The organism is Tamlana sedimenti (assembly GCF_038148895.1).
Taxonomy (GTDB): Bacteria; Bacteroidota; Bacteroidia; order Flavobacteriales; family Flavobacteriaceae; genus Tamlana.
Window position 1 is genome coordinate 668,200 of record NZ_JBBVGQ010000001.1, and the last position, 13,268, is coordinate 681,467.

Sequence of the window (13,268 nt, forward strand, 5' to 3'; positions counted from 1 at the left end):
GTAATCGACTTATTTCAAATTTTTAAAAGCTATAAAATGAAAATATTATATAGTGTGCTTTTGGGTACGCTAATATCTGTTGTGTCCTTTGGTCAAACTAAACAGGAAACCCAGCAAGACAGCACGCAACAAAAAATAAACCAATTAAACGAGGTGATTGTTACAGGAAACCACAAAACTGACCCTGTATTTTCCACCGTCACCAACGATTATGAAAAAAACATAGTCCAACCTAAAAACGTAACCGATTTATTTAATGGCATCAATGGGTTTTCGGTGATAAAGCGAGGAAACTATGCCATAGATCCAAGTTTTAGGGCCAGCCAATACGAACAATTAAATGTGCAATATGATGGTGGCACAAAAGCCATGCATGCTTGCCCAAATAGAATGGACCCCATTACAACACACGTAACACCCGAAGAAATTTCGAAAATTGAAATCATAAAAGGCCCCTTTACGGTTCGCTACGGGGCTACTTTTGGGGGTGTTATAAATATGGTTTCACAAAAACCAGACTATTTGGATAAGGGATTCCACGGAAAAGTATCGACTGGATATGAAACCAATGGAAATTCTATTGTCAATATGCTTCAACTTCAATACATTCAAAATAAGTATGATATTGTTGCAAATATGGGGTTCAGGGATTTTGGCAACTACGAAGATGGGAATAACGTAGAAATCCCTTCCTCTTTCAGAAGCACAGATTATGGTGTGAAACTTGGTTACAATTTTACAAAAAACCAACGCCTGCAAACCCAATGGAGACAGTCGTTTGGCCGCGATGTACAACACGCTGCTCTACCCATGGATACCGAATATGATAACAGTAGCATTCTATCTTTGGATTACCACATTTCAGATTTGGGTGAAACAGTTAAAAACTTTTCCGCAAAGGCATACTATAGTTTTGTAGATCATTTAATGAACAATTTTAACAGACCCACTTTTATGATGATGGAAGCCACTTCAGCGGTGGAAGCGACTACACTAGGCGGAAAATTGGAGTTGACATGGCAACCTGCAAAAGAGCTCATGGTTTTTAGTGGGTTAGATATTATGAATATTGCCAGGGATGGTGGAAGAACCAGAACCGTAAAACTGGACATGATGGGCATGCCATTACCAAACCCCATGGTGTTTAACGACAAAGTTTGGCAAGACAGTTACATTAACGATTTTGGTCTTTTTACCGAAACCAAATGGTCAATAAACCCAACCACCATATTAACTGCGGGCATGCGTTTTGATATGGTTAAAAGTGATATTGACGACCCTGAAGCTGACTTTGCCGCTAGATATAATTTAGAAGAAAAAACAGATAACAATTTAAGCGGAACGATATCCCTTAAAAAATTGGTTTCAGACCATTTTACCGTCGAGGCTGCTTATGGTCGTGGGGTACGCTCTGCCAATATGATAGAACGTTACATCAATCATTTTACAGTTGGCCAAGACCCTTATGAATATTTGGGAAATCCAAACCTTAAACCCGAAGTTAACAATCAATTTGAAATTGGTTTTAAAGGAGATAATCTAAAAAATACCTTTAAATATTCGGCAAATGTTTACTATTCTAAGTTTGAAAACTATATTGTTGCTGTTGTTGACCCGAACATAAACCGAAAATACATGCCGATGGCAGAACCAAGAAATGTAAAAGTATTTAGAAATTTAAACGATGCTTACAAAACTGGGTTTGAAACCATGGCTCAAGTTAATTTTTTAAATGATTTTTATTTCAAAACGGAATTGGCTTATGTGTATACCAAAAACAACGACTTAGGGGAATCCTTGCCCCTTACCCCTCCGTTTAATACCAGCCTTTCATTGGGTTTAAAGCGTGAAAAATATTGGGCAAATGTTCAGTACAACATAACGAGCAAACAAGACAAAATAGCAGAAAGCTTTGGAGAAACCACAACAAATGGTTATGAAACCATGGATATTCGTTTTGGCATTAAACCACTAAAGAACCTCAGTGTCGGGGTGGCTGCATTAAACGTTTTTGATGAAACTTACAACAACCACTTAAACTTCAGTTTTACAAACCAGGCCGACTTTGGTAGAATTCCAATAACAGAGCCAGGAAGAAACTTCAGTACTTTTGTACAGTACAATTTTTAGGTAAAAAAAGAGGGCATAAATTTATGCTCTCTTTTTTTTTGCATCAAAAGAAAATCTCCTGTGCCAACCTGAATGTATTGGCGTGGGCATCTACAATGGCTTTAATTTCTGGGGAATATCCCCCGCCCATCGAGCACATTACGGGAATATTATAATCTTTACAGGTTTTGAGCACAAAATGGTCACGCTCTTTACATCCGTTAATAGTCATGCCCAGTTTTCCCAATTTATCGGAAGCTATAACATCAACACCACTGAGATAGTAAATAAAATCAGGCTGTTCCTCTTCAATAAGTTTTGGCAAAATTTCTTTTAAGATTTTCAAATAGGTTTTATCATCTGTGTTATTTTCTAAAGCAATATCCAAGTCGCTTTGTTCCTTCACAAAAGGATAATTGCTTTTTCCGTGCATTGAAAAAGTAAACACGTTTGAGTCATTCTGAAAAATTTCTGCTGTACCATTTCCTTGGTGCACATCTAAATCTACAATCAATATTTTTTTAGCTAATTTTTCATTTAGAAGATAACGAGCTCCGATAGCTTGATCGTTAAACATACAGAAAGCCTCTCCCCGATTTGAATAGGCATGATGTGTGCCTCCCGCAATATTCAAGGCCACACCATATTTAAGCGCATGTTTACTGGCTTTAATCGTGCCATCAGCAATTACAATTTCGCGTTCAACAAGTGTTTCACTTAACGGAAAACCTATTTTTCTTGCGGCGCGTTTATCCAATGTTAAATTGAGTAAATCGTAAAAATAGATGGGTTCATGCACATTTAAAATTGGCGTCTCATCAAGCATACGTTCAGGCTCAAAAAAGTTACTACTTGTGCAAGTACCCTCATGCAGTAACTGTTCGGGCAACAACTCATATTTAATCATGGGAAACCGATGCCCTTTGGGCAAAGGATGTTTATAAATTGGGTGATAGGCAATTTTTAACATGGCATTATTTTACAAATGCCACAATCCTTAATGGTGCCCCACTACCGCCTTTAATTTTCATCGGTAAGGCTACAACTTCAAAGCCTTTAGGTGGGAGTTTACCCAGATTCGTTAAGTTTTCGAATGCTGGTATATTTTCAGATAAAAGTATAACGTGCGTTTTAAAATATTGCGATTGCCCATAATCAATACTTGGGGTATCAATACCAATGGAATGAATACTTCTGTTCTCAACCAACCATTGTGCTGCCTCAGGAGATAGACCGGGAAAATGAAGCAACTTAACAGCTTCATCCCCTCTTTGGTCTGTACCCAGATACTTCTTTTTGTCAGGATAGTATTTTGAAAACCCCGTTTCTAAAAGCACGATACTGCCCTTTGGAATTTCCATACCTTCCTGTTTTTCCCAATTGATAAAATCTTCAACAGAAATCAAGTAATCTGGATTGTTTAAAGCTTTTTCGGAAACATCAATTTTAATGGCCTTGCCTATCAGGTTTTCCAACGGAATTTCATTAACAAACTGTTTGTCTTTCGCAAAATGAATGGGTGCATCTATATGTGTACCGCCGTGCTCGGCAGTTGCAAAATTATTGGCAGCATAATAAAACCCTTTATCTGTTTCTCCCGCAGCCACTACGTCCAATTCAAATTCTTTGGCAGTGACCCAATACACCGTTTCCTCTGAAAATTCATGTGTTAAATCTATGATTTGTCTTTTAGTGGACTCTTCATTTTTTTGAGAATCGGCGGTCTTTTCTGCTTTATCCGTTGCATTATTGCAACCAAACAATAACAAACTGGATAAAATGTATGATGACTTTTGCATGTATTTAAAATTAGGCATGAAAACAGATTTCAAATTAGTTAAGTTAGTTTCTGTTATTTATTCTTTTAAAACTATATTCTGCCATTCTAAGAAAAATTAAAATGCATGCAACAACAGTTGAAAACCATGCGCAATTGTATACTCCAAAATAAAAATCTTCAATTGGAATTAGATTGTGAAATTGAGTCCCTAAAACAATAAGAACCAAGAAAATTCGAATTACAATCTTATACGTACTCGGTTTTATAAGCATTTCATAGATACCTAGTATTAAAACAAACACGAATAAGCTTTCACCATGAAAAAATCTGTCCACTAAACCATCTAATTCAGGATGACTTTTCCCCCACTCAACATAATCATAATAGGATTTTAATGACAAAATAAATTGAATAATAATTATAATTACTGAAAAAAGAGGTTTGTACAATTTCATAATTAATATGAATATATTATCAAATGTAGACATGAACCTTATAAAGATAAACAAAAGTGCTAGAAGTTAGAAGCCTCATCATTCCTCTGTCCAATGAAAAAACCCATTAGGTTATAAAATCTAATGGGTTTGGGATAATTTTACTTTTGAATTATTTTGATAAGATGCTGAAACCAGTTCAGTATGACAAAGATTTAAGCAACTTTCTTAACCAAATCAAAACAAGGACATTTTTTACAGCGCTTATTTTCTCCTTTTTTGAATTTTTTACAGCAACTATCTTTTACGTTTTTAGGAAGATCAATTCCCAATTTTCGTAATTTTTTTATTGCCTTCTTTTTTTTCTTTTTGCCCAAAGCAGAATAGGATATTCAAATTCGATGGCAAAAATAAGTTATTTTTATTAAATCTAAATAAGATTAAATGTTAAAACTATTCAGGGGCATTTGTTGCTGCGGTAGTTACAGTTAAATTTTCAATATCCCGGTCGAAAAGATATAGTCCTCCTTTATCATCGCCAATCATATTTATCTTGTCTAAAATCGTTCTGGCCATGGCTTCTTCCTCTATTTGCTCGGCAACATACCATTGTAAAAAGTTATGGGTTGCATAGTCCTTTTCCTGAAGTGTAATATGAACCAATTCGTTGATGCTTTCAGAAACAAAAACCTCGTGGTTAAATAGCTCCTTAAACATGTCCTTAAACGAATTGAACGTAACATTTGGCGCCTTTAATTCTGAAATTTTTGCATGGCCGCCACGCTCATTTACAAAACGAACCAGTTTCAACATGTGTTCGCGTTCTTCATTAGACTGGGCATACATAAAATTTGACACACCCTCTAATCCTTTTACTTCAGCCCAACATGCCATGGCTAAATATATCTGCGATGACTCTGCCTCAACGCGTATTTGGTTATTTAACGCGTCTTGTATTTTTTTTGATAACATATCTTTTGGATTTTACGTAAAGTTACTGATTTATTGGGTCAATTTGAAACAAAAAAGGATTGTTCTTTGGGAACAATCCTTTAATTTTTTTGTTGGCAAAACTAGTTATTCGCCAGCTTGCTTTTTGGCATCTTCAATCATCTTTTCGTTCGGAATAATGGCCACATTAACTCGTCTGTTTTTCGCCCTGCCTTCGCCCGTTGAGTTATCGTGCATCGGTTGTGTTTCGCCAAACCAATTGGTAGTTAATCTTCCGCTACTAATACCATTATTGGATAAGTAATTGGTCACGGCATAAGCCCTGTTTTTTGAAAGCGTCATATTATATTCTTCAGAGCCTTGGCTATCGGTATGACCAACCACAAGAATATTGGTATCTGGATACTCCTTAAACACCCCAATAAGCTTATTAAGTGTTGCTTGTGACGTTGCATTGATATCATATTTATTGGTTGCGAAATAAACACCACTGCCCTCATCAAAGGTTACCACAATACCGTCATCAACACGTTCTACTTCGGCCCCTGGAATTTCCTCTTCAATTTTTTGGGCTTGCTTGTCCATCTTATTCCCGATAAGCACACCTGCGGTACCGCCAACAACGCCGCCAATAACCGCGCCCAATTCACCATTACCGCCCTTACCAACATTATTGCCAATAATAGCTCCCAAAATAGCACCCCCAGTAGCACCTATAACAGCACCCTTTTGTTTGTTGTTTGCATTTTGAACCGCTTTACAGTTGGTAAAACTTATTATAGTTACAAATGCTAACAATATTATTCCTGTATTTTTTAAAATTGATTTCATGTTATAATTTTTTTATTGCTTTATAAAATTCATTGTGATGGTAAATGGCTTGCCCTCAACATTCACGGTCTGCTCCCATTGCATATTTGAATCGGACAGTTGCACCAAACTCAATCTGAACCCTTGTTTGGTTTCCGATTTGTACTTCTCGTCTGTAGGTTTTAATAGGAAATCATAAAGCCCAGTTTCTTTATTCACCTCATCAATGGTGAACACAAAATAACGGTCTCCGATAGAGCACTGCGAATTATTAATGGTATAAATTCCTGTATTGTTGTTGGGAACGAACTGCCATGAACTACCTACAAAACAGTCCTTTGATTCATCGTTTAACAGTTTAACATTGTAGGTCCCCAATTGACTATAATCAATTTTATTTAACACCCAATTGCCTTTAATAACCTTTTTAGAATCTCGGACCGTTTTAGAAGCTCCGCAAGACAAAACACTAATTGTAACAAGTAATAGAAGTAATTTTTTCATGTGTTAGGATTTAATTAATATGCTAGTATTATATACGTTTTTAATGGCCGAATAGATGGTGAAAATTTAAAAGTTGATTTAAAATAAAAATAGGAATAGATGAAAATACATGTTAAAATATTGAATAGCAACTTTTTACACATGTTTTTCTTTCTGGTTCTTAAAAATCTGTTTAACAAAGAATTAACGAATGAATCAAATCAAGTTTAATAAACTTTTAAGCAAACAAGCACTAGCTTATTTGAAGTCCATTTGCAACCGTAGCATCATCCGGATTTACAAAAACCAATTTACCATCGGCGGATTCGGTCATTAAAATCATACCTTGGCTTTCTACTCCCCTTAATGCACGCGGAGCAAGATTTACCAAAACAGTTACCCGTTTTCCAACCACTTCTTCTGGCGTAAAGCTCTCGGCTATTCCAGAAACAATGGTACGCACATCAATACCCGTATCAACCTTTAAAACCAATAGTTTTTTTGCTTTTGGCATTTTTTCTGCTTCTAAAATAGTGCCTACACGAATATCCAGCTTAGTAAAATCCTCAAAAGTGATGGTGTCCTTTTGTGGTTCAACAGCTTTATTGGCTGCCTCATTTGCCTTTTTGCTCGCTTCTAACTTATCCAATTGTGCTTGAATGGTTTCGTCTTCAATTTTAGAAAACAGTAATTCAGCCTTGCCAATTTGGTGGCCTGCTGGAAGTAAAACTTCATTGGTGGAAACATCATTCCAAGACGTCTCAACACCGATCGACGTGACATTTAGCATCGATTTTAATTTTTCAGAAGTGAATGGTAAAAATGGTTCGCTTAATGTTGCTAACGCACTTGCTATTTGAAGTGCCACATACATGATGGTTTTTGTCCGCTCTTCATCTTCCTTTATCACTTTCCATGGCTCAGCATCAGCTAAATATTTGTTGCCCAATCGTGCCAAATTCATTAGCTCGTTTAAGGCTTCCCTAAATCGGTAGCGTTCAATGGAACTTGCAATAACATCAGGGTAAGCTTTAACAGTGGCCAAAGTATCTTCATCCACTTGCTCAAATTCAGAAGGTTCAGGCACAACTCCCTCGTAATATTTGTTGGTTAAAACCACCACACGATTAATAAAATTCCCGAAAATGGCAACCAGTTCGTTATTATTTCTGGCTTGGAAATCCTTCCATGTAAAATCGTTATCCTTGGTTTCTGGAGCGTTGGCGGTCAAAACATAACGTAAAACATCTTGCTGGCCCGGAAATTCCTTTAAATATTCAGGCAACCAAACCGCCCAATTTTTGGAAGTGGACAATTTATTTCCTTCTAAATTTAAAAACTCGTTTGCTGGCACATTGTCGGGCAATATATAGCTACCTTCTGCCTTTAACATGGCCGGAAAAATGATACAATGGAATACAATATTGTCTTTCCCGATAAAATGAACAAGTTTAGTGTCATTGTCTTTCCAATAAGCTTCCCAATCTTTGCCTTCGCGCGCCGCCCATTCCTTGGTTGATGAAATATAACCAATAGGCGCATCAAACCAGACGTAAAGCACTTTGCCTTCTCCACCTTCAGCTGGCACAGGTATACCCCAATCTAAATCTCGGGTTACTGCTCTTGGGCGCAATCCATCATCAATCCAAGATTTTACTTGTCCGTATACATTCGGCTTCCAGTCTTTCTTATGACCAACAAGAATCCACTCCTTCAAAAAATCTTCGTATCTGTCTAAAGGCAAAAACCAGTGCTTTGTTTCCTTTAAAGTCGGTACATTTCCTGTTAAAGCTGATTTAGGATTTATTAAATCTGTAGCATTTAAACTGGTGCCACATTTTTCACATTGGTCGCCGTAAGCTTCTTCATTTCCACATTTTGGACAAGTCCCCGTAACAAACCTATCCGCCAAAAACTGATTGGCTTGCTCATCAAAAAGCTGTTCGGTGGTTTCTTCGATAAACTCACCTTTTTCATTTAACGTCTTGAAAAATTCTGAAGCCGTTTCATGGTGGATTGGTGCCGAAGTACGAGAATAATTATCATAAGAGATTCCAAAATCTTCAAACGACTTTTTTATTATGGCATGATATTTATCTACAATATCTTGTGGGGACACGCCCTCGTTTTTTGCTTTTATGGTAATAGGCACACCGTGTTCGTCGCTTCCGCCAATAAAGGCAACATCATTTCCCGTTAATCTTAAATAGCGCACATATATATCGGCTGGCACATAAACTCCGGCCAAATGCCCGATGTGGATAGGCCCATTAGTATAGGGCAATGCCGTTGTAACGGTGTAGCGTTTTGGTTTGTTCATTATAAAACTTTAATTTTTTAGTCATTGCGAAGGAGGAACGGCTGTTGCAATCTTATGAATTGACCTTCTCATTAAACAGATTCCCATGCTTTGCTCGGAATAACGCATCTTTTAAAGGCACAAAAATAATCAATTTGAGGGCTTATTGGAAAAAATTCTGCTAATATAAAACCACTACAATTTTGATATCCCGAAATAAATTCAGGATTAATTCAACCTTTAATTTTTAATTCGCTTAAAGGCTCTTAAAAATTGGGTTTCATTAAAAAAAATGTACATTTACATTATGACGAAAAACCTACTAACAATAAGCTTATTTTGTGCAGTTTTCTTCTTCGGAACAAATAAATATTTAGCGCAAAATACGGCCTCTGAAAAACATAACAACACTTTGAAACAACCACCATACTTAAAAGCAGGCGATACCGTAGCCATTGTTGCCCCTTCAGGAATTTTGAAAAACCGATCTGGCGAAATACAGCAAGCCCAAGACCTTTTAAAAAGTTGGGGTTTGAATTCTCTTGTTGGCGAACATGTTTTTAACCAAGCCAACCATTTTGCAGGCACGGATGACGAGCGTTGTGAAGACTTCCAAAGGGCTTTAGATGACCCCAAAGTCAGTGCCATTTGGTGTGCGCGTGGAGGTTACGGCTCCGTCAGGATTTTGGACAAACTGAATTGGACCACCTTCAAAAAAAAACCAAAATGGATAATTGGTTATTCTGACATCACGGCTATACATAACCAAGTTCATAATGAAGGTATTGAAAGCTTACATGCCATGATGTGCACCAGTTTACAGGACGATGCTTCAACTATTCAAGAAACCATAGCAACCTTTAAAGATGCCATTTTTGGGAAGCCGTTAAGCTATACCTTAGAAGGTTCAAACTATAATAAAATAGGTACGGCAACAGGTGAACTTGTTGGTGGCAATTTAACCATGCTTCATACTATGCTGGGCTCTAAATCTAGTATTGATGTGTCTGGTAAAATATTATTTATTGAAGAAATTGGCGAGTACAAATATCATATAGACCGTATGTTGCAAAGCCTTAAGCGATCTGGTTATTTTGATAATTGCAAAGGCATTATTGTTGGTGATATGACCAAGCTTAGAAAAAACACCACACTTTGGGGCACTTCGGTTGAACAGCTTATTTTAGATGCTCTTTCTGAATATGATTTCCCAATAGCTTTTAACATGCATGCTGGACATGAAAAAGATAATAGAGCCATGATTTTAGGGAGAACGGTTCAGTTAACTTCAAATAGTGAAGAGTCAAAAATAGTTTTTCAAAACTAAACCCCAAACTGGCTCAAATGATGGTCTAAATGTTTATAAAACATATTGTTCCATTCTTCTTTGGTTAACTTTCCAAAGGAATGCGACTCCATACCATCAAAATAACCTTCTCCCAAACTTTGGGTTTTAATTAAGTAATCGGACAATCTTGCTTTTTCCTCAACAAAATTTTTAGCATCCGTCACTAAAAATTGGGGCGCTGTTCTTGAGTTTTTCTTATAAGGCTTGTCTCCAACCACAGTATTCTTAACAAACAACTTCAACAGAAACTTTGTAAACTTATTAGGTTTGGGGTGTTTATCTTCAAAAGCCATTTCATAAGTTACGTTGCAGTGCGCCAACATTTGGTCTACGCTCATTTTACCCCATAAAGGCTGTGTGTCTGGTTTCAATTTATTAATACGGTCAATAATAGCATTGGTTTCCTTTAAGTCGAAAATGTTTTTCATGGATTATGCCTTTTATGATTATTTGATTAAAACCCACGCTCCTTCTGCAACTGCTCATAAGCGGCCTGTACTTGCCTAAATTTTTCTTCGGCTCCTTCTTGATGCTCTTTGCCCAAATGTCGCACTTTATCGGGATGGTATTTCATAGCCATTTTTCGGTAGGCTTTTTTAATATCGTCAACTGTGGCAGTTTTATCAATTTCCAACACTTTATAAGCATTATCACTACTGTTGTAAAACATAGCTTTTATGCTTTCATAATCTTTTGAATTGATGCCCAAATAACCGGCTATTGTGTAAATTTGGCGCTCCTCGTCTGACGTCACCGTACCATCTGCTTTGGCAATGCCAAACAAAAAGTGGATAAGCTGCAACCGCGATGGATGGTCCATCATTTGCTGGATTTGCAAACACACTGGCCTTACCGAAACGCGCTGCTGACTAATGTTTTTAAATAACTTAAAGGCTTGGTTTGCCCGCTCTTTGCCATACATGTTCACAAATTGCTGGCGTACAAAATCCAATTCGCGCTGATCTTGTTGCCCATCCGCCTTTATGACCACCGAAGCCAAAATAAGCAAGCTTACCTCAAAATCGCCCGATTGGGTTTGCGGACGCTGTCTGGACTGTGTTCTATACGTTGTTCGTTCTCTTCGGCGTGGCTCACCCTGACCAATAAAAGTGCCTCCATTGCCATCCGAAATTGAGTCTATTAAACTTCCAATGGCCAGGCCTATTATAGCACCAATAGGTCCTCCAAACGACCAGCCCAATGCTCCACCTATCCATTTAGAAAAACTCATGTAATGATAAATTATGTTTATCGTCAAATATAATATTTGTTAGTTGATTGAGTAACCATTTTGTTACACAATTGGTATCTTTGCAGTCTGAATAAACGGTTAATTAAAAAATTGAAAAATATGTATCCAGCAGAATTAGTAAAACCAATGCGTGAAGACTTAACCAAAGTTGGTTTTGAAGAATTATATACAGCGGCTGATGTTGACGCCGCTTTGGCAAAAGAAGGCACAACTTTGGTTGTCGTGAATTCGGTTTGTGGTTGCGCAGCAGCAAATGCCCGCCCAGGAGCAAGATTGAGTTTACAAAATGAAAAAACACCAGACCATATTGTTACGGTTTTTGCAGGTGTTGACAGAGAAGCAGTTGAAAAAGCAAGAGAATATATGATTCCTTTTCCTCCGAGCTCTCCAAGTATGGCCTTGTTTAAAGATGGGGAATTGGTTCACATGTTAGAGCGTCATCATATTGAAGGTCGCCCAGCCGAACTGATTGCAGAAAACCTTATTGATGCTTACAACGAGTTTTGTTAAGTCACTACCTGTAAAAAACATAAAACACGATTAAAATTAAACCACAATTAAAATTGTGGTTTTTTTATGTCCTTTACGCAACCTTTTTAATTGCGAACCATCTAGTAAAAAAAATTGATTTAAAATGAAAAAGCCATTTTTTGCCCCTTTACTCCTGTTAATTTGCCTCAGTTTAGTCGCATTTCAATGTGATGAAGAGGGCAACATGCCAACTTTTGAAGAAGAACAAACCGAATTAAATAATTTAAAATCTGAAATTGAGGCTTTAGCCAACACTTCCGTTTGCAATGAAACTTCAGAATGCAAATTTATTGGCTTGGGCAGTAAACCTTGCGGTGGCCCATGGAGTTACTTAATTTATTCAACTTCAATCGATACCGAGCAATTAGAGCAAATGGTGGCAAACTACAATCAATTGGAAGCCGAATTCAATACCAGATGGGGTATTGTGTCTGATTGCGCTTTCGCCAGCCCTCCTTCAAGTGTAAATTGTGAAAATAACACTTGCATTGCTGTATACTAAAATCTAGTTTATTAATTTTGGGGCATGCAAAAACTATTGTCATACCCTATTTCCGTTATTTACTATGTGTTTTTCATGTTAACACTAGTAATTTTCCATCCTATACAATGGGTGTGCTTTAATCTTTTTGGTTATCAGGCCCATAAAATAAGCGTAGATATTTTACAATTATGCCTCATGCGCTGTGCCCATATTTTGGGTACGCGTTTTTCTTTTCACAATCCATACCAAATCCCCACAGATAGGCCTTTAATTATTGTGGCCAACCATCAAAGTTTGCATGATATATACCCGCTAACTTGGTTTATGCGGAAATACCACCCAAAATTTATCAGTAAAATAGAATTGGGCAAGGGTATACCGAGTGTTTCATATAATCTGCGTCATGGCGGAGCAGCGCTTATAGACCGAAAAAATCCGAGACAATCATTGCCAGCCCTTATGAAATTTGGTGAATACATCGAAAAGAACAAACGTTCTGCTGTAATCTTTCCGGAGGGCACACGAAGTAAAACCGGGAAACCTAAACCATTTCAAACCAAAGGATTGGAAATATTATTTAAAAAAGCACCGTCTGCCTTGGTCGTTCCAATAACGATAAATAATTCATGGAAAATCTACAAATACGGAAAGTTCCCATTAGGCTTGGGCAATCATCTTCAATTTACCGTGCATAAACCCCTAGAAATGGCTACCTTTGTTAATAATGAGGAGCTCATAAATAGTATTGAAACCACTATTACAAAACACATAAACTATAAATAGCTAA

At 37.1% G+C, this 13,268-nt stretch carries 13 protein-coding genes; 5 read left to right on the forward strand and 8 right to left on the reverse strand.

All coding sequences use genetic code 11. From position 1 onward, the window contains the following. Positions 1 to 36: 36 nt before the first annotated feature. The gene (locus WJN01_RS02915; protein ID WP_445195658.1) at positions 37 to 2,130 is read left to right on the forward strand and encodes a TonB-dependent receptor plug domain-containing protein; all 2,094 of its coding nucleotides are present in this window, start codon (positions 37 to 39) and stop codon (positions 2,128 to 2,130) included. Between the two features lie 43 nt (positions 2,131 to 2,173). Here the strand turns inward: WJN01_RS02915 and WJN01_RS02920 are convergent, their stop codons facing one another. From WJN01_RS02920 to metG, 6 genes are all read right to left on the reverse strand, one after another. Further along, positions 2,174 to 3,079 (reverse strand): histone deacetylase family protein, encoded by a 906-nt coding sequence (locus WJN01_RS02920; protein WP_445195659.1) that lies wholly within the window; start codon positions 3,077 to 3,079, stop codon positions 2,174 to 2,176. Positions 3,080 to 3,083: 4 nt separating this feature from the next. Beyond that, positions 3,084 to 3,908 carry a cyclase family protein gene (locus WJN01_RS02925; protein ID WP_445195660.1) on the reverse strand — a complete coding sequence of 275 codons (825 nt, stop codon included), beginning with the start codon at positions 3,906 to 3,908 and terminating at the stop codon, positions 3,084 to 3,086. 868 nt (positions 3,909 to 4,776) lie between these two features. Continuing rightward, positions 4,777 to 5,295 carry a ferritin gene (locus WJN01_RS02930; protein ID WP_445195661.1) on the reverse strand — a complete coding sequence of 173 codons (519 nt, stop codon included), beginning with the start codon at positions 5,293 to 5,295 and terminating at the stop codon, positions 4,777 to 4,779. 105 nt (positions 5,296 to 5,400) lie between these two features. Next, positions 5,401 to 6,105 (reverse strand): YiaD family glycine zipper/OmpA-like lipoprotein, encoded by a 705-nt coding sequence (locus WJN01_RS02935; protein WP_445195662.1) that lies wholly within the window; start codon positions 6,103 to 6,105, stop codon positions 5,401 to 5,403. Positions 6,106 to 6,117: 12 nt separating this feature from the next. Then, complete coding sequence (locus WJN01_RS02940) at positions 6,118 to 6,588, reverse strand: lipocalin family protein (protein WP_445195663.1); 471 nt, start codon at positions 6,586 to 6,588, stop codon at positions 6,118 to 6,120. Positions 6,589 to 6,820: 232 nt separating this feature from the next. Then, positions 6,821 to 8,887: a methionine--tRNA ligase gene (gene metG, locus WJN01_RS02945; RefSeq protein WP_445195664.1), complete on the reverse strand. Its 2,067-nt coding sequence runs from the start codon at positions 8,885 to 8,887 to the stop codon at positions 6,821 to 6,823. A 286-nt stretch (positions 8,888 to 9,173) separates the two neighbouring features. Here metG and WJN01_RS02950 point away from each other — a divergent pair, with 286 nt between their 5' ends. Next, positions 9,174 to 10,193, forward strand: a complete 1,020-nt coding sequence (locus WJN01_RS02950) for a S66 peptidase family protein (RefSeq protein WP_445195665.1) — start codon at positions 9,174 to 9,176, stop codon at positions 10,191 to 10,193. On the opposite strand, the gene WJN01_RS02955 is transcribed toward WJN01_RS02950, so the two are convergent. Together WJN01_RS02955 and WJN01_RS02960 are read right to left on the reverse strand one after the other, a co-directional pair. Next, a complete protein-coding gene (locus tag WJN01_RS02955; protein WP_445195666.1) occupies positions 10,190 to 10,642 on the reverse strand; it encodes a DUF1569 domain-containing protein in 453 nt (150 codons plus the stop codon). The genes WJN01_RS02950 and WJN01_RS02955 overlap by 4 nt on opposite strands. Before the next feature lie 26 nt (positions 10,643 to 10,668). Next, a complete protein-coding gene (locus WJN01_RS02960) occupies positions 10,669 to 11,445 on the reverse strand; it encodes a TerB family tellurite resistance protein (RefSeq protein ID WP_445195667.1) in 777 nt (258 codons plus the stop codon). Between the two features lie 120 nt (positions 11,446 to 11,565). Here WJN01_RS02960 and WJN01_RS02965 point away from each other — a divergent pair, with 120 nt between their 5' ends. The 3 genes from WJN01_RS02965 to WJN01_RS02975 all read left to right on the forward strand — a co-directional run bounded on the left by WJN01_RS02965 (position 11,566) and on the right by WJN01_RS02975 (position 13,264). Further along, positions 11,566 to 11,976 (forward strand): BrxA/BrxB family bacilliredoxin, encoded by a 411-nt coding sequence (locus WJN01_RS02965; RefSeq protein WP_445195668.1) that lies wholly within the window; start codon positions 11,566 to 11,568, stop codon positions 11,974 to 11,976. Between the two features lie 124 nt (positions 11,977 to 12,100). Beyond that, the gene (locus WJN01_RS02970; RefSeq protein WP_445195669.1) at positions 12,101 to 12,499 is read left to right on the forward strand and encodes a hypothetical protein; all 399 of its coding nucleotides are present in this window, start codon (positions 12,101 to 12,103) and stop codon (positions 12,497 to 12,499) included. A 24-nt stretch (positions 12,500 to 12,523) separates the two neighbouring features. Continuing rightward, the gene (locus WJN01_RS02975) at positions 12,524 to 13,264 is read left to right on the forward strand and encodes a lysophospholipid acyltransferase family protein (RefSeq protein WP_445195670.1); all 741 of its coding nucleotides are present in this window, start codon (positions 12,524 to 12,526) and stop codon (positions 13,262 to 13,264) included. Positions 13,265 to 13,268 lie beyond the last annotated feature (4 nt).